The sequence below is a fragment of the Variovorax paradoxus genome (genome assembly GCA_016806145.1).
Classification (GTDB): domain Bacteria; phylum Pseudomonadota; class Gammaproteobacteria; order Burkholderiales; family Burkholderiaceae_C; genus Variovorax.
Window position 1 is genome coordinate 95,439 of record CP063167.1, and the last position, 16,839, is coordinate 112,277.

A 16,839-nucleotide genomic window follows, 5' to 3' on the forward strand; every position below is an offset into this window, starting at 1 on the left:
CTGCGGCCGCCGGGTCGAGACTCATGGCACAGGGGCATTCTTGCGAAACTGCGGATTGCGCCTTGCCTTCGTGGCCTGCTCGAAGCCGTAGGCGATGGACAGCAGCGTGGGCTCGCTCCAGCGCGTGCCGACGAAATAGATCGCAACGGGCATCCCGCTGCTGTCGATTCCCATCGGAACCGTGATGCCGGGATAGCCGGCCATCGCGCCGCTGCGCCCCGGGCTCACGAGGGCATCGAGGCCATTCGACGACAGGACGCGGTCGAACTCGCCGGCCACGCGTGCCTTCTGTTCGCGGGCCATTTGCTCATAGGGGACGGTAGAGGGTACGAGCAGCTCGACGGCCATGTCGATCCACCGTTGCGAGTAGGGCGTTCCATCGGGAAACAAGGGGACGGTCTTGTTGAACGCCTGCAGTTCCTCGATGGTCTTGACGGGAAGCCCAACTCTGGTTGCGAGGTATGCATTCAGCTCCCTGCCGAAGTAGTAGCCCAGCAGCGTCCATTCATCCACCTCGAATTCGCTGGGGCTCTCCACAGGCACCACCGTCGCGCCGAGTCGGCGCAGGGTGTCCAGCGCGGGCATGAAGTCGGGGTAGAAGTCGGCTGCGGCGTGCAGGCCCGACGAATAGCCAATGCGCTTGCCCTTCAATCCGTCGAGGCTCAGGAACTTCGTGAAATCGACTGCATGAGCCTGCGCGTCCGCCGTGGCTGCGTCCTTCGGATCGGTGGCCGCCATCGCGGAAAGCAGGAGGGCCGCATCGCGGACCGTGCGTGCCATCGGACCCGGGGTGTCCTGGGTGCTCGCGATCGGGATGATGCCTGTTCTGCTGGCCAGCCCCAGCGTGGGACGCAAGCCGACGATGCCATTCATCGCCGCGGGACACAGGATCGATCCATCGGTCTCGGTGCCGATCGCGATGGGCACGAAGCCGGCCGCCACCGCTACCGCCGATCCCGCACTCGATCCGCAGGGTTCTCCGTCCAGCACATGTGCATTCAATGTCTGGCCACCTCGCCCGCTCCATCCATTGGGGAGAAGAGGGGAACGAAAGCCCGCCAACTCGCTGAGATTCGTCTTCCCGAGAATCAGTGCGCCTGCTTCGCGCAACTTCTTCGCGACGAAGGCGTCCTGCAGTGCGGGCTTCCCCACCAGCGCCAGCGAACCCGCCGTGGTCTGCATCCTGTCGCCGGTGTCGATGTTGTCCTTCAGAAAGACCGGAATGCCGTGCAGCGGCCCGCGCGACTGGCCCGCGGCACGTTCCGCATCCAGCTGGTCGGCGATGGCCATGGCATCGGGGTTGAGCTCGATGACGGCATTGACGGCCGGTCCCTTCTTGTCGAGCGCATCGATGCGGGCCAGCAGGTAGGTCGCCATGTCGCGCGAGGTGGCGCCCTGCGCCATCTTCTCGCTCAGGCCCGCGATGTCGAGGTACTCGATGCCTTCGAGCGAGGGTGGCACGACGGCGGGCGCTGTCGGCGGGACCGGCACGACGACGCCATCCCCGGCCGTCGCCGGTGGCGCCATGGCAAGCGGAGAGATGCTCGCGCCATCGCCCCCACCACAAGCCGACAGCACGAGGCACAGCAGCGGCAAACACCAGACGCGGATGGCTGCCTTGGGACGGCGTGGACGAACATCGCTCTTCATGGTCACTCCTTGTCGATCGTGGGATGCAGGTGAATGGCGCCGCGATGCACGGCGACGACGCTAGGGCTTGCAGTTGATTTCGGTGACCGGTGGAATGACCGGCGCGATGGTCGCGGGACCGACGCCGGTCGGCACGAAGCTCGCGCCGCCCCCGTCGCCACCGCCGCAGGCGGTGACCACGAGGCCAAGAAGCAGCGCGGGCAAAGACCGCGCAAGGACCGAGAGCTGGATCTGCATGCTGTGACTCCTCATGTCGAAAACGAAACCAACGCGATCAGCTAGCCGACGGCGCCGGCGGGCAGGGCTGCGGTGCATCCTTGGCGAGCACCTCGAGGAAGACCGCGTCGGGCGGCCCGGCCCTGCCCTTCCGGTTGACGCCCTGCACGTAGAGCAGGTGCTTGCCCGGCAGGAAGGCCGAGGTGTCGATCACGCCCGAGACCGTCACCTTGGGCCCCGCGCCGAAGGCGACGTCGGCGGTGGCGCTCAACGGGATCGCCTTGGCGGTGCTGTCCCAGGGCACGGTGTTGATGTAGGCGTTGGCGGCCTGGATGGGCTGGGGGTCGTGCCGGGTCACCGGCCAGTCGCTGTCGCCCTCGGCGTAGCGATAGCGGTCGTCGTCGATCGTGGCCGTGAGCGTGACGGACTCGCCCTGCCTGACGCTGGCGGCGGAGAGCTTGAGGTCCGCCGCGTCGGGCCCGAGCGGAAGCTGGTACGGCGCCTTCAGCGTGCGGGCCGCATAGCGCAGGGACGCCACGTTCTTCGGGAAGGTGTCCTTCTCGAACTCCTCGCAGGGCTCGTAGAACGAGGTGCCCAGCTCGATCGTGAGCGAGGGCGCGCCGAGTTCGCCATAGAAGGTGTCGGTGGTCGTGCCTTCGGTGTCGTAGCCGACCATCTGATCGGCGGCATATCCGTTGTACCAAGCGAGGCGCTGCGCGAAGGCCGCCATGCCGTCGTCGTTGGCGGTCTTGGAATCGCCCTTGAGCACCTCGCGTCGGACGCCCCAAGGCCACAGCACCAGTTGCGAGTAGCTGTGGATGTCGAGGTACAGGCCTTCGTAGTCGTCGGGGGCAGCGGTCGAGAAATCGTTGGCCGCGGCGATTCGCCGGTCCCGCAGCAGGCCGCCCGTGAAGCTGCCATCCTGCTGGCGCGTGCCCGCAACGTACCGGACGATGGCGGCCGTTTCGGGCTCCGAGGCAGCGGCCTTGCCCCGGAAATCCGCTTCGCACGCGTCGTCGCTCGATCCCTTGCCTTCGGTGCTGTCCCAGCCGAACGGGAAGTTGCGGTTCAGGTCGATGCCGGAATCCACGGGCCCGATGAACCGGGCCATCAGCTCGTCATCGGGCGATTTGCAATAGCCGTCCACCAGGTTCACGTTCTTGCGCCAGCCGGCCCCGAGGTTTTGCGCCACGGCCTGCTCCGCAAGCTTCCGGCCATCGGGATTCGCATGCAGGATGAAGTGGAACTCGTTGTGGTCGAGCAGCCAGGTGGCCGTGGGATCGGTGCCGTGGTTCTTCACCAGCCACTCGGCGAAGCGCGTGGAGATCTCGGCCGGCGTGTATTCGCGCGCATGGATCGACGAGGTGGTGACCATGCGCGGCACGGTCCTGTTCTGGATGCGCTCCTGGTTGCCGATGACGACGGCACGCAGCGGGTTGGCTTCGCTGTCGGGCAGCAGGTCGAAGTCGATCGTGCTCAGCACGCTCTGCGGCAGGTACTTGATCAGCACGTTGCGAAATGAGAGCAGCTGTGTCTGCACCCAGGTCTGGCCCACGGGAGCGACACGAATCAGCTTCGGGTATTGCGCCACCAGCGCATCGATGTCGAGATTGGCCCGCTCGACGGTGCGGTAGCAGGCGGCGTTGCCGTCGAACAGCGGATCGCCGGGCTTGCCGAGCTTCAGCAACTGTTGCTGCCGCTCGCGCTGGAAGCCGCGGATCTTCTCGGAGCGCTCGGCATCGATCTCGACCGTGTAGCCCAGGCTGCGCAAGCGTTCGACGGCTCGCGAGTCGAGTTCCGTCGCGATGGTCTTGCTGGCCCGGTCCAGCCGCATGTGGTCGATCCAGCGCGACAGGCGCTGGATGTCCTCGCGCGATGCATAGGACACGCGCACCGACCAGATGCGGCCCTGCTCGAGTTGCGCTGGCAGTACGGCGGCGGGGTTCACCGTGCCTTGCGCGGTCGCGAGGGGTGCGAGCTGCGCGAGCACGATCAGGCCGGTGATCGCGAGACGAAAACGCTGGGGCCGCGGTGCGGCGTGAAGATCGGCGCTCATGTGGGTGGTCCTGTGCTGCATTCATGAAATTCACCGGCCAGGCTCGCGCTACGGCAGTCCAGGCCGGCACCGTCTCGAAGGGGCATCGGAGATTCGCGTCCACACGGTCCTTCGAAAGGGACCGTCTCGCAGTCATGAATGGCGCATGGACGCGCGGGTGCGTTCCCTCCCTGTTCCGCACCCGGGGCAGGCTCACCGCGTGGGCGATGCCTGCTGGCGAAAAAGAATAATTCCCTCGGCGCTCGAGGGAAACGACCGTCTGTCCTTATTCTTTTGAGAAAGTCGGTGCGTCAGTCGCGTAGCCTGGGCAGCAACGCGAGAAAGGCCTTGAGCAGCGGCGACTCGTCCGACTTGCGCCAGACCACCAGCGTGTCGACATGCGTCTTCTCGCCCTTGAGCGGACGGAACACCACGCCCTCGCGATGCAGCGCCTTCACGCAGGCCGGCACCAGCGCCACGCCCACGCCGCCCGAGACCAGGCTCACGATGGTGTTCATCTGGCGCGCCGGAAACATCCGCGGGCTGAAGCCGCGCCGCATGCAGGTGGCGACGATGGCGTCGAACATCTGCGGCCCGATGTGGCGCTCGAAGCCCAGGAAGCGTTCGCTCGCGAAGCGCTCGAGCGCCACGCTGCCGGGCCGCGCGAGCGCATGCGTCTCGGGCAGCGCGAGGATCAGCGTGTCCTTCTGCACCAGCCGCGAGTCCAGCGTCGGCGGCATCTCGGCCGGCTGCAGGATCAGGCCGATGTCGAGCCGGCCCGACTGCACGTCGGCCATGATCTGCTCGGTGATGCCCTCGCGCAGCGCGATGCTCGCATTGGGATGGTTCTCGTTGAAGTCGCGCAGCACCTGCGGCAGGAAGGTGTAGGCCGGCAGGCTGATGAAGCCGACCGCGATCGAGCCCTTGAGGCCGGCCGCCGCATCCTTCGCATGGCGGCGCAGGCTCTCCATGCCGCCGAGCACGGCGCGCGCGTCGCGCAGGGCCTCCTCGCCCGCGCGCGTGATGGCGATGCGGCGCGAGCTGCGCTCGAACAGCGCGACGCCGAGCTCCTCCTCCAGCTCCTTGATCGCCAGGCTCACCGGCGGTTGCGAGAGATTGAGGCGTTCGGCGGCGCGGCCGAAGTGCAGTTCCTCGGCAACGGCGACCAGGCAGCGCAAGTGGCGGAGTTCCATCGATCTGAATCCTGTATTGATCGATCTGAATTGTAGATTTGTTGCTATGGATCACCGCTCCTAGACTCCGCGACCATGCGCCGGCCCTACCCCCTGCCGCGCAGTCAGGAGACAACGTGAACAAGCAGTCGACGACGGCCCTGCCACGAGCAAGGACCGTGGTCCACCCTGGGCCCAGCGGCCCCGTGAGGATCAACCACATGCGTGCCGACCACGGTCGGCACTTCCGGCTTTCGCTGCCCGCGGGCCGCACCCTGCACGAGGGCCTGGTCGAGGCGCTGGCGCGCGAGGCGGTGCACAGCGCCTCGATGACGCTGCTCGGCGGCGACCTCGAGAGCCTCCGCTTCTGCATGGCCCTGCCCGACCCCTCGGGCCGCGTGCTCGCCACCTATGGCGCGCCGGTGCCGCTGCGCGGCGCGCGGCTGATCTTCGGCAACGCCACGCTGGGCCGCTCGGCCTCGAACGCGCCGCTGGTCCACTGCCATGGCGCCTTCTGCGAGGCGGACGGCACGGTGCGCGGCGGCCACATCCTCTGCGACCGCAGCGTGGTCGGCCGCGTGCCGGTCACGGTGCTCGTGACCGCGCTCGACAGCTTCGAGCTGCGCGTGGCCTACGACGAGGAGACGCGCATGCCGCTGATGCGCCCCGAGGCGAGGGCCGGCCATGTCTGAAGTCCGCCTGATCGAACGCGGCCGCATGGGCCGCGTGGCCTACGCACGCATCGGCCCCAACGAAGACCTGATGCAGGGCGTCGAGAAGCTCTGCGTGGCCCAGGGCTTTCGCCATGCCTTCGTGCGCGGCGCGCTCGGCAGCCTGATCGACGCCTGCCTCGAGCGCCCCGACGGCGCCTGCCAGGTGATCCGAGGCCCGGCCATCGAGGTCGTGAGCCTGGCCGGCGAAGTGCGCCGGCAGCCCGACGGCAGCCTGCGCTCCTCGCTCACCGGCGTGGTCGCCGACACCGAGGGCCGGGTCTACGGCGGGCCCTTCGTGGCCGGCGCCAACACCGTGTGCGTCACCTTCGAGATCACGCTCGAGGAGTGGCTGCCCGCCGACGACGACAACTGATTTCGACAACTGCAGGACTCCCATGACAGACACCACCTCTTCCCGGCGCGTCGCCGTCGTCACCGGCGGCGCGCGCGGCATCGGCCTCGCGATCGGCCAATGGTTCCTCGCGCACGGCCACCAGGTCGCGCTGCTCGACAACGACCGCGCCACGCTCGAAGCGACCGGCCGCACGCTCGCGCAGCCCGATCGCGTGCTGACCGTGAACTGCGACGTGTCCGATCCGGCGCAGGTCGACGCGGCCGCGCATGCCGTGGTCGCGCGCTTCGGCCGCGTCGATGCGCTGGTCAACAACGCGGGCGTGGCGGTGTTCAAGCGCGTGGCCGACACCAGCTTCGCCGACTGGCGCGCGGTGCTCGGCACCAACCTCGACGGCGCCTTCCTCTGCACCCAGGCCTTCGGCGCGCTGATGGTGCAGGCCGGTGGCGGCGCGGTGGTGAACGTGGCCTCGATCTCGGGCCTGCGCGCGAGCACGCTGCGCGTGGCCTACGGCACCAGCAAGGCGGCACTGATCCACCTGACCAAGCAATACGCGGTCGAGCTCGGCAACGCCGGCGTGCGCGTGAACGTGATCGCACCGGGCCCGGTCGAGACCGAGATGGCCAAGCTGGTCCACAGCGTGGCGATCCGCTCCGACTACTACGACGCGATCCCGCTCGGGCGCTACGGCAGCGTGGAGGAGATGGCGAACACGGTCGGCTTCCTCTGCAGCGATGCCGCCAGCTTCATCAACGGCCAGGTGATCGCTGTCGACGGCGGCTTCGACGCTGCGGGCGTCGGCCTGCCGACCCTGCGCCGCGGACTGCCGTCCGAACGCGCCCCCGAAGCCGCGCACGCCTGAAGGAACCACACATCATGAACCACGACAACGCCTTCATCACCGGCTGGGGCCACACGGTCTTCGGCAAGCTCGACGCGGTCGACAGCGAACAGCTGATTCGCGATGCGGTGGACCCCGCGCTGCACACGGCCGGGCTCGAGGCCGCCGACATCGACGGTGTCTTCGTCGGCCACTTCAACGGCGGCTTCATGCCGCAGGACTTCAGCGCCTCGCTGGTCGCGCTCGCGGTGCCGCAGTTGCGCCATGTGCCGGCCGTGCGCATGGAGAACGCCTGCGCCACCGGCTCGGCCGCGATCTGGGCCGCGCTCGACGCGGTGCACAGCGGCCGCGTGCGCCATGCGCTGGTGGTGGGCTTCGAGATCATGAATGCCGTGCCCGCCCCGGTGGTCGCGCAGACGCTGCTGCGCTGCTCCTACGTGAAGGAGGAAGGCGAGACGCCCGCGGGCTTCGCGGGCGTGTTCGGCCGCATCGCGGGCAGCTACTTCGAGCGCTTCGGCGACCAGGGCGATGCGCTCGCGGCCATCGCGGCCAAGAACCACGCCAACGGCATGCACAACCCCTTCGCCCACATGCGGCGCGACCTGGGCTTCGATTTCTGCCGCCAGGTGTCGGAGCGCAATCCGGTGGTCGCGGGCCCGCTCAAGCGCTCCGATTGCTCGCTGGTCTCCGACGGCGCCGCGGCGCTGGTGATCTCGGCCGCACCGACGGCCTCGGCCCGCGTGCCGGCCGTGCGCTGGCGCTCGCGCACGCAGGTCAACGAATACCTGCCGCTGTCGCGCCGCGATCCCACGCGCTTCGAGGGCGCGGCGCTTGCATGGAGTCGCGGGCTCGAGGCGGCCGGGCTCAAGCTGGACGATCTGGGCTTCGTCGAGACGCACGACTGCTTCACCATCGCCGAACTGCTCGAGTACGAGGCCATGGGCCTGGCGCCGCACGGCCAGGGTGCGCGCGCCATTCTCGATGGCGTGACGCGCAAGGACGGCCGGCTGCCGGTCAATCCCTCGGGCGGCCTCAAGTCGCGCGGCCATCCGATCGGCGCGACCGGCGTGTCGCAGCACGTGATGGCGGCGATGCAGCTCACCGGCCTGGCGGGCGACATGCAGGTGGCCACGGGCCGGCCCGGTGCCGTCTTCAACATGGGCGGCGCGGCGGTCGCCAACTACCTCAGCGTGCTGGAGGCGGTGTGAGCGCGGCGCAGGCGGCGAACCTTTCGGTGCTGCTGTCGCAGACCGCGGCGCTGTTTCCCGATCGGCCGGGCCTGATCCTCGAGGACCGGACCTGGACCTGGCGCGAGATCGACGCACGCGTCGACGCGCTGGTCGATGCGCTGCGCGCGCTCGGCATGCAGCCCGGCGACAAGCTGCTCGTGCAGTCGCGCAACAACATCGCGCTGTTCGAGAGCTGCTGGGCCGCGTTCCGCCTGGGCGCGGTCTGGGTGCCGGTGAATGCGCGGCTGACGCCGCCCGAGGTGGCCTACCTCGGCAGCGCGAGCCGGGCCACGGTGATGCTCGCGGAGGACTGCTTCGTCGCGCACGTGGAAGCTGTGCGCGCGGCCTCGGCGCACCTGCGCCATGTGGTGACAATCGGCGTGCCGCCGCAGGGTGCGTTGGGTTACGAGGCGCTGCTCGCGGCGCACGCGGGCGCGCCCAATGCCACGGCACCGGTCGATGCCGACACGCCGCTGTGGTACTTCTACACCTCGGGCACCACCGGCAAGCCCAAGGCCGCGGTGCTGACCCACGGCCAACTGGCCTTCGTGGTCACGAACCACCTCGCCGACCTGATCCCCGGCACCACCGAGCGCGACTGCTCGATCGCCGTCGCGCCGCTGTCGCACGGCGCGGGCATCCATGCGCTGCTCAACGTCGCGCGCGGCGCGGCAACCGTGCTGCCGGCCTCGGACCGGCTCGATCCGCCCGCCATCTGGGCGCTGGTCGAGCGGCACAGGGTCAGCAACCTCTTCACCGTGCCCACCATCGTCAAGATGCTGGTGGAAGACCCGTCGGTCGATGCCTTCGACCACAGCTCGCTGCGCTACCTCATCTATGCGGGCGCGCCGATGTACCGCGCCGACCAGAAGCGCGCGTTGCACAAGCTCGGTCCGGTGCTGGTGCAGTACTTCGGCCTCGGCGAGGTCACGGGCTGCATCACGGTGCTGCCGCCCTCGATGCATTCGGCCGACGATGCCGATCCCGCTGCCAATGTCGGCTCCTGCGGCCGCCCGCGCACCGGCATGGAAGTCGCGATCCTCGATGCGCAGATGCAGCGCCTGCCGGCCGGTGCCGTCGGCGAGATCTGCTGCCGCGGCCCCGCCGTGTTCGCGGGCTACTTCGACAACCCCGAGGCCACGGCCAAGGCGCTGCGCGGCGGCTGGTTCCACACCGGCGACCTCGGGCGCATGGACGAGCGCGGGCTGCTCTACATCACGGGCCGCGAGTCCGACATGTACATCTCGGGCGGCTCCAACGTCTATCCGCGCGAGGTCGAGGAGATCCTGCTGACCCATCCGGCGGTGCGCGAGGCCGCGGTGCTCGGCTGGCCCGACGCCAAGTGGGGCGAGGTCGGCGTGGCCGTGCTGGTGTGCGAGCGCGACGACGTCGATGCCGAGGAGATCCTGCGCCACCTCGACGGCCGCTGCGCCAAGTACCGCTGGCCGCGCCACGTGCTGTTCTGGCCCGCGCTGCCCAAGTCGGGCTACGGCAAGGTCGCGAAGAACGACATCCGCCGGCTGCTGGCCGAGCGGGCGGAGATCGCGGAGGCCGCCATCGCCTGAAGTTCCGTCCCCTTCCCCCACAGCGTTCGACAGATCCCCAGAAAACCCACATCACAGGAGACAAGCGCCATGAACATCCAACGCCGCACCGTGCTGCGCACCGCCGCCGCCGCATCCACGCTGGCCCTGCCGCTGCGCCACGCCTTCGCGCAGAAGAAGCCCTACAGCTACAAGTACGCGAACAACCTGCCGGTCACGCACCCGATGAACATCCGGGCCAAGGAGATGGCCGATGCGATCCGCGCCGAGACCCAGGGCCAGGTCGACATCCAGATCTTTCCGAACAACCAGCTCGGCTCGGACACCGACGTACTGAGCCAGCTGCGCTCGGGCGGGGTCGAGTTCTTCACGCTGTCGGGCCTGATCCTCGCGACCCTCGTGCCCGCGGCCTCCATCAGCGGCGTGGGCTTCGCGTTCCCCGACTACGCCAGCGTCTGGAAGGCGATGGACGGCGAGCTCGGCGCCCACATCCGCCAGCAGATCGCCAAGGCCAACATCCTCGCGATGGACCGCATCTGGGACAACGGCTTCCGCCAGATCACCTCCTCGAGCAAGCCCATCGCGGCGCCGACCGACCTGAAGGGCTTCAAGGTGCGCGTGCCCGTCTCGCCGCTGTGGACCTCGATGTTCAAGGCGCTCGAGGCCGCGCCGACCTCGATCAACTTCGCCGAGGTGTATTCGGCGCTGCAGACCAAGATCGTCGACGGCCAGGAGAACCCGCTCGCGATCATCTCGACCGCCAAGCTCTACGAGGTGCAGAAGTACTGCTCGATGAGCAACCACATGTGGGACGGCTTCTGGTTCCTCGCCAACAAGCGCGCCTGGGACCGCCTGCCGCCGGAGCTGCAGACCATCGTGGCGCGGCACGTCAACGCCGCCGCGATCAAGGAGCGCGCCGACGTGGCCGAGCTCAACACCGGGCTGCAGAAGGAACTGGCCGCCAAGGGCATGCAGATCAACCAGCCCGACCCGGCCGCGTTCCGCGACCAGCTGCGCAAGGCCGGCTTCTATGCCGAGTGGAAGGCCAAGTACGGCGACGAGGCCTGGGCGCTGCTCGAGCGCAGCGTGGGCAAGCTGGCATGAGCGCCGCGCTGGGGCATGGCCACGGGGCCGCGCTGGCTTTCGATGGCACGGCATCGAACCCGCTCGCCGCGCGCATCGAGCAGGCGCTCGGCGCCGCGGTGAGCGTCGCGGCCGGCGCGCTCGTGCTGGCCGACGTCGCTGTGCTGCTCGCGGGCGTGGTCGCGCGCTTCGCGCTGCACCAGCCGCTGATCTGGTCGGACGAGCTGGCCTCGATGCTCTTCATCTGGCTGGCGATGCTGGGCGCGGTGGTCGCGCTGCGGCGCGGCGAGCACATGCGCATGACGGCGCTGGTGTCGGGCCTCGCGCCCGAACGCCGCCAGCTGGCCGAGGCGCTCGCGCTGTGCGCGGCGCTCGCCTTCCTCGCGATGATCGCGTGGCCGGCCTGGGAGTACGCCGCGGAGGAGCGCTTCATCACCACGCCCGCGCTCGACATCTCGAACGCCTGGCGTGCCGCCGCCCTGCCCGCGGGCGTGGCGCTGATGGCGCTGTTCGCGGTGCTGCGGCTGTTCCGCGACTTCGACTGGAAAACCACCACCAAGGCCGTCTGCGTGGTCGTGATCCTGGTCGCGGCCTTCGGCTTCGGGCGCGCCGTGTTCGAGGACCTGGGCCGGCTCAACCTGCTGGTCTTCTTCGTCGGCGTGGTGCTGGCCTGCGTGCTCGGCGGCATCCCGATCGCCTTCGCCTTCGGCCTCGGCACCTTCGGCTACCTCGCGCTGACCACCGACACCGCACTGCCCGTGATCGTCGGGCGCATGGACGAGGGCATGTCGCACCTGATCCTGCTCGCGGTGCCGCTGTTCGTCTTCCTCGGCCTGCTGATCGAGATGACCGGCATGGCCAAGGCGATGGTGGCCTTCCTCGCGAGCCTGCTCGGCCATGTGAAGGGCGGACTCTCGTACGTGCTGGTCGGTGCGATGTACCTGGTGTCGGGCATCTCGGGATCGAAGGCGGCCGACATGGCGGCGGTCGCGCCGGCGCTGTTTCCCGAGATGCAGAAGCGCGGCGCCAGCGACGGCGAGCTGGTCGCGCTGCTCGCGGCCACCGGCGCGCAGACCGAGACCGTGCCGCCGAGCCTGGTGCTGATCACCATCGGCTCGGTCACCGGCGTGTCGATCGCGGCGCTGTTCACCGGCGGGCTGCTGCCGGCCGTGATCCTCGGCCTGATGCTCTGCGTGGTGGTGCACTTCCGCAGCCGCCATGAAGACCTGAGCCAGGTCGAGCGCTCGCCCTGGTCGCAGGTGTTGCGGCTCGCGCTGGTGGCGCTGCCCGCGCTCGCCCTGCCCTTTGTGATCCGCGCCGCCGTGGTCGAGGGCGTGGCCACCGCCACCGAGGTATCGACCATCGGCATCGTCTACGCCGTGGTGGCCGGGATCGCGATCTACCGGCAGTTCGACTGGCGCCGGCTCGGGCCGATGCTGGTGGCCACCGCCTCGCTGTCGGGCGCGATCCTGCTGATCATCGGCACCGCCACCGCGATGGCCTGGGGCCTCACGCAGTCGGGCTTCTCGCGCTGGCTCGCCGAGCTGATGGCGAACCTGCCGGGCGGCGCCGGGATGTTCCTGGCCGTGTCGCTGGTGATCTTCGTGATCCTCGGTTCGGTGCTCGAGGGCATCCCGGCGATCGTGCTGTTCGGCCCGCTGCTGTTTCCCATCGCGCGCCAGCTCGGCATCCACGAGGTGCACTATGCGATGGTGGTGGTGCTGTCGATGGGCCTGGGCCTGTTCGCGCCGCCGCTGGGCGTGGGCTACTACGCGGCCTGCGCGATCGGGCGCGTGCAGCCCGATGCGGGGATCGGGCCGATCGTGGGGTACATGCTGGCGCTGCTGGCGGGGACGGTTCTGGTGGCGGCGATTCCGTGGCTGTCGATCGGGTTTCTTTAAGGACCAGGAGCGGCCTCTTTCAATTCCGGCGAGACGCACTCAGGGGCTGCCTGGTCGAGCACGGCAACCAGGCGCTCCATAAGCCGGTTGGCATAGGCCTGGCCAGGATGCATTTCATCGGCCATGTCCGCGGGGCTGTATTCGACAGACCGCCAATTGGCGAAAAGAGAATTGGAGGCGATAGCGACCTGCTGCGTCACCAGGTCGTAATAAGCGATCTGCTTGATTTTTCGGATCTGGCGGGACAGTCCGGTAATGATCGGTATCCGGCCTTCTCTTTTCGAAATCTCGGCCATTTCGTACAGCGGCGTGGCGAGGTCGGAGCCCAGCAAAGCATCGTTGACGCCATGCTGCAAGACGACGAATCTGGTCGTTCGCGGGCTTCCGGGAAAAGTTTTCGCGCGCTGAGCGGCGGTGGAGCTGTTGACCGAATTATCGACAACCGTATAGGCCGGTCTCATACGCTTGAGAATTGCGGCAGGCGGCTCGGACAATCGAGGCCCTGGAACAAAACCGCCCCACATGATCGAGTCCCCTTCCAATGTAACCGAGCATTTATTTTTCAATCCAGCAATTTCCTTGCCGGCGGATGAATTTGAAATGCAAAGCGCCCCGGCGGCAAATGCGAGGCAAATGGAAATAGGTTTCACTGGAGCACACCAAGAGTACGAAAATCCGCACCCATGGAGTGCGCGCCCATGTCGGCGAGGAGACTCTCCGACGCGTCGCGAAACTATAGAAAGCCTATTTCTTGGTTTGTTACGTGAATGTCAAAACACAGAGTAGTTTGCATTAATTTATAATGATCAATTAGTCTGTATAATTCCTTGTAAATATGAATAAACCAATTAAATAGAAAATATTCGGAACGAATTTCGCGCTTGAAGACATCAAAGTGGCAACCGCTTTCGCGCAAGCTGAAAGCGAAGCTCCGGCAAGGACCAAGGAGGCTGGAGCGCGACCACTCGCGGCGGCTCGATGGCTGTGCAAATTGGTCCCAACGGGCCGGGCGACCCGCGGCGGCAGATTGGCCGCCCCTGCAATCAGGGTGTTGCGTCCCTCGCGCGCCCTCGCACGACGCCGCGGAACGCCACCGACAGCGCCTCGAGCGCCGCGCGCGGCCGCCCTTCCCCCACACGCGTGTGCAGCAGCACCGGCAGCCGCGGCAACGCGGGCAACCCGAGCCGCGCGCCCACGTCGACCGCGCCGAAGGGCAGCATGCGCGGCGCCAGCGCGGCCACGCCGAGACCGGCCATGACGGCGGCCGCGACGGCGGCGACGCCACCGCCGACGAAGACCTCGGTCCAGGGCACGCGCGCCTCGTCGAGCAGCCGCGCGGCCAGCGCGCGCACGCCACAGGGCTCGGCCATGGTGGCCAGCGGCAGCGGCTCGCCCGCGCGGTGCTGCCAGGTCGGCGCCGCGAACCAGCCGAACTGTTCTTCGGCCAGCAGCTCGCCGTCGTTGCGGCCCGCATGCAGGCGCACGATCACGGTGTCGAGTTCGCGCCGGTCGAAGCTCTGCAGCAGCTCGCCCGAGGAGCCGATGCGGATCTCGATCAGCAGCTGCGGGTCCTGCGCGTTCATGCGCGCGATCAGCGCGGGCAGCTCGGGGCCCGCCACGTGGTCGCTGATGCCGATGGTGAGCCGCTGGCGCGCCTGCGCGAAGGCGCCGAGCGCGCGGTCGTGCACCGCCAGCAGTTCGCGCGCATGTTCGAGAAAGGCGGCGCCCTTGGCCGACAGCTCCACGTGCCGCGGCGTGCGCTCCACCAGCCGGCAGCCGAGCCGCTCCTCGAGCCGCTTGAGCTTGAGGCTGATGCCGGCCTGCGTGGTCTGCAGCGCCTCGGCCGCGAGCGTGAAGCTGCCGAGCTCGACGATGCGGATGAAGGCCAGGACGGCGTCGAGATCGAGGGGACGGGCAATCATTTCAAAAAATTGTCGTTGATATATTTATCCATAGCAATTTCGTATGACTAGCATCGTCCGACCTCCCCAACTTCCTTGAAGGAATCACGATGCCCATCAGCCATGTCTTCCTGCGTGCCGGCAAGCCCGAGGCCTATCGAGCGGCGATCCTTGACGGCCTCGGCCGCGCGCTCAGCGACGCGCTCGGCGTGTCCGAGGACAACCGCTTCATGACGCTCAGCGAGCATGAGCCCGCGAACTTCCGCCACGGCAACGCCTACGGCGTGACGCGCAGCGACGACGTGGTCTACATCCGGATCACGGTGTTCGACACGCGCAGCGCGCAGCAGAAGCAGGCGCTGTTCCGGCGGCTCGCGGAGCTGCTGGCCGAGAGCCCCGGCCTGCGCGGCGAAGACCTGTTCGTGAACATCGTCGACTCGCCGAAGGAGAATTGGTCGGTGGGCCACGGCCTCGCGCAATTCGCCTGAGGCCCGGCCGACGAGATCCACGATGGAGACATCCCATGCTCGATATTGCAGAGGTCGCGCAGCGCGCCGGCCTGGCGCCTTCGGCGCTGCGCTTCTACGAACGGCGCGGACTGATCGAGTCCGCGGGCCGCACCGGCCTGCGGCGCGCCTACCGGCCCGAGGTGGTCGCGCGGCTGGCGCTGATCCACTGCGCGAAGTCGGCCGGCTTCTCGCTCGCACAGATCGGGCGCTTCCTCGCGTCCACGCCCAAGGACGTCGAGCTGCGACGCAGCATGGCCAAGCGCGCCGCCGAGCTCGACCACGAGATCGAGCGGCTGCAGACCATGCGCGACAGCCTCAAGCACGCGGCCGTGTGCACGCATGCCTCGCTGGTCGAATGCCCGAAGTTCAAGGCCAACTTCCGCGAGCTCGTGCGGTAGCAAGAAAACCGCGAAGAAGCGCTTGACTTGAACCGAAGTTCAAGTCGTAGATTGGCCGTCCTCTTCACCACCGGAAGACAGGACATGCCGCTTCACCCCCAGGCCCAGGCGCATCTGGATCGCCTCGCCGCCACCCGCTTCTCCGACATGCACACGCTCGCGCCCGACGCGATCCGACAGGGCATGCGCCGCATGCTCGCGGCCCTGCCGCCCGGCGCGCCGGTGGCCTCGGTCGCCGACCGGCGCATCGACACCGCGGTGGGGCCGCTCGACGTGCGCATCTATCACCCGTCGCCGCGGGAGGTGCTGCCGGTCATCGTGTTCTTCCACGGCGGCGGCTTCGTGCTCGGCGACCTCGACACGCACGACGGCCTCGCGCGCGCGCTCGCCGTGGCGACGCAGGCGGTCGTGGTCTCGGTGGCCTATCCGCTGGCGCCCGAGCACAAGTTCCCGGCCGGTGTCGACGCGGCCTTCGCGGCCACCGCCTGGGTGGCCGAGCATGCGGCGCAGCTCGGGGCCGACGGGCATCGGCTCGCGGTCGCGGGCGACAGCGCCGGCGGCAACCTCGCGGCGGTGGTCGCGCTGAAGGCGCGCGATGCCGCGGGACCGCGGATCGCGCACCAGCTGCTGATCTATCCCGATGTCGATTTCAGCCGCATCAACACCTCGATCCAGGCCTACGCGGGGCAGTACGGCAACATCGGCCGCGAGATGCAGCACTGGTTCATGGACCACTACCTCGGCGACGCGGCACTGAAGACCCATGCGCTGGTCTCGCCGCTGCTGGCCGGGGACCTGCGCGGACTGCCACCGGCCCATATCGTCACGGCCGAGTTCGATGCGCTGCGCGACGAGGGCGAAGCCTATGGCGAGCGGCTGCGCGAGGCCGGCGTGCCGGTCAGCGTGAAGCGCTACGACGGCATGATCCACGAGTTCATGCGCTGGCCCTTCGACGCCACGCGCGAGGCGCTGGCCGATGCCGCGCGGGCGCTGCGGCCCACGTTGTTCGCGGCGTAGCGGCCTCAGGCCCGCGGGTGCGACCGAGCGCGGTCTGCGCGGCGAGCTGGGTTTCGAAGCCGGGGCTCTGGTCGAGCGCGTCGCTGGTCATGTCCGTGCGGATGGCGCCCGGCGAAACGGCATTGGCGCGGATGCCGCGCGCGCCGAACTCCTTGGCCATGCAGCGCGTGAGCACTTGCAGCCCGCACTTGAAGGCGGCACAGGGCGCGACGCCCGGTGTCACGACACGCGTGGTCGCGCTCGCGAACGGATACTGGCCGGACACGCCTGAGCGCGCA

At 68.5% G+C, this 16,839-nt stretch carries 17 protein-coding genes; 10 read left to right on the forward strand and 7 right to left on the reverse strand.

Going from position 1 to position 16,839, the window contains the following annotated elements; genetic code table 11:
* Positions 1-21: 21 nt before the first annotated feature.
* The 4 genes from INQ48_31410 to INQ48_31425 all read right to left on the reverse strand — a co-directional run bounded on the left by INQ48_31410 (position 22) and on the right by INQ48_31425 (position 5,094).
* On the reverse strand, positions 22-1,404 hold the full coding sequence (locus INQ48_31410) for an amidase (protein QRF63030.1): 1,383 nt from the start codon (positions 1,402-1,404) through the stop codon (positions 22-24).
* A gap of 306 nt (positions 1,405-1,710) precedes the next feature.
* Positions 1,711-1,887, reverse strand: coding sequence for a hypothetical protein (locus INQ48_31415; GenBank protein ID QRF62072.1), 177 nt, complete (start codon positions 1,885-1,887; stop codon positions 1,711-1,713).
* Between the two features lie 37 nt (positions 1,888-1,924).
* Positions 1,925-3,922, reverse strand: coding sequence for a peptidase M14 (locus tag INQ48_31420; protein ID QRF62073.1), 1,998 nt, complete (start codon positions 3,920-3,922; stop codon positions 1,925-1,927).
* A gap of 290 nt (positions 3,923-4,212) precedes the next feature.
* On the reverse strand, positions 4,213-5,094 hold the full coding sequence (locus INQ48_31425; GenBank protein QRF62074.1) for a LysR family transcriptional regulator: 882 nt from the start codon (positions 5,092-5,094) through the stop codon (positions 4,213-4,215).
* A gap of 116 nt (positions 5,095-5,210) precedes the next feature.
* Between INQ48_31425 and INQ48_31430 the strand changes: the two genes are divergently transcribed.
* From INQ48_31430 to INQ48_31460, 7 genes are all read left to right on the forward strand, one after another.
* Positions 5,211-5,765 (forward strand): DUF296 domain-containing protein, encoded by a 555-nt coding sequence (locus tag INQ48_31430; protein ID QRF62075.1) that lies wholly within the window; start codon positions 5,211-5,213, stop codon positions 5,763-5,765.
* Positions 5,758-6,159, forward strand: a complete 402-nt coding sequence (locus tag INQ48_31435; protein ID QRF62076.1) for a DNA-binding protein — start codon at positions 5,758-5,760, stop codon at positions 6,157-6,159. The genes INQ48_31430 and INQ48_31435 overlap by 8 nt, the downstream gene beginning before the upstream one ends.
* Before the next feature lie 22 nt (positions 6,160-6,181).
* Positions 6,182-7,000, forward strand: a complete 819-nt coding sequence (locus tag INQ48_31440; GenBank protein QRF62077.1) for an SDR family oxidoreductase — start codon at positions 6,182-6,184, stop codon at positions 6,998-7,000.
* 14 nt (positions 7,001-7,014) lie between these two features.
* Positions 7,015-8,187 (forward strand): acetyl-CoA acetyltransferase, encoded by a 1,173-nt coding sequence (locus INQ48_31445; protein QRF62078.1) that lies wholly within the window; start codon positions 7,015-7,017, stop codon positions 8,185-8,187.
* Positions 8,184-9,773, forward strand: coding sequence for an AMP-binding protein (locus INQ48_31450; protein QRF62079.1), 1,590 nt, complete (start codon positions 8,184-8,186; stop codon positions 9,771-9,773). The genes INQ48_31445 and INQ48_31450 overlap by 4 nt, the downstream gene beginning before the upstream one ends.
* A 69-nt stretch (positions 9,774-9,842) precedes the next feature.
* On the forward strand, positions 9,843-10,856 hold the full coding sequence (locus tag INQ48_31455) for a TRAP transporter substrate-binding protein (protein QRF62080.1): 1,014 nt from the start codon (positions 9,843-9,845) through the stop codon (positions 10,854-10,856).
* Positions 10,853-12,736 (forward strand): TRAP transporter large permease subunit, encoded by a 1,884-nt coding sequence (locus tag INQ48_31460; protein ID QRF62081.1) that lies wholly within the window; start codon positions 10,853-10,855, stop codon positions 12,734-12,736. Before INQ48_31455 ends, INQ48_31460 begins: the two co-directional genes overlap by 4 nt.
* Here the strand turns inward: INQ48_31460 and INQ48_31465 are convergent.
* Both INQ48_31465 and INQ48_31470 read right to left on the reverse strand, forming a co-directional pair.
* Positions 12,733-13,386: an SGNH/GDSL hydrolase family protein gene (locus INQ48_31465; GenBank protein QRF62082.1), complete on the reverse strand. Its 654-nt coding sequence runs from the start codon at positions 13,384-13,386 to the stop codon at positions 12,733-12,735. The two genes, INQ48_31460 and INQ48_31465, sit on opposite strands and share 4 nt — an antisense overlap.
* Before the next feature lie 393 nt (positions 13,387-13,779).
* The gene (locus tag INQ48_31470; GenBank protein ID QRF62083.1) at positions 13,780-14,658 is read right to left on the reverse strand and encodes a LysR family transcriptional regulator; all 879 of its coding nucleotides are present in this window, start codon (positions 14,656-14,658) and stop codon (positions 13,780-13,782) included.
* 89 nt (positions 14,659-14,747) lie between these two features.
* On the opposite strand from INQ48_31470, the gene INQ48_31475 reads away from it, so the two are divergent.
* The 3 genes from INQ48_31475 to INQ48_31485 all read left to right on the forward strand — a co-directional run bounded on the left by INQ48_31475 (position 14,748) and on the right by INQ48_31485 (position 16,561).
* Positions 14,748-15,125 (forward strand): tautomerase family protein, encoded by a 378-nt coding sequence (locus INQ48_31475; GenBank protein QRF62084.1) that lies wholly within the window; start codon positions 14,748-14,750, stop codon positions 15,123-15,125.
* A gap of 35 nt (positions 15,126-15,160) precedes the next feature.
* Positions 15,161-15,544, forward strand: coding sequence for a MerR family transcriptional regulator (locus tag INQ48_31480; GenBank protein ID QRF62085.1), 384 nt, complete (start codon positions 15,161-15,163; stop codon positions 15,542-15,544).
* Between the two features lie 84 nt (positions 15,545-15,628).
* A complete protein-coding gene (locus INQ48_31485; protein ID QRF62086.1) occupies positions 15,629-16,561 on the forward strand; it encodes an alpha/beta hydrolase in 933 nt (310 codons plus the stop codon).
* Here the strand turns inward: INQ48_31485 and INQ48_31490 are convergent.
* Complete coding sequence (locus INQ48_31490; GenBank protein QRF62087.1) at positions 16,479-16,826, reverse strand: SDR family oxidoreductase; 348 nt, start codon at positions 16,824-16,826, stop codon at positions 16,479-16,481. The two genes, INQ48_31485 and INQ48_31490, sit on opposite strands and share 83 nt — an antisense overlap.
* Positions 16,827-16,839 lie beyond the last annotated feature (13 nt).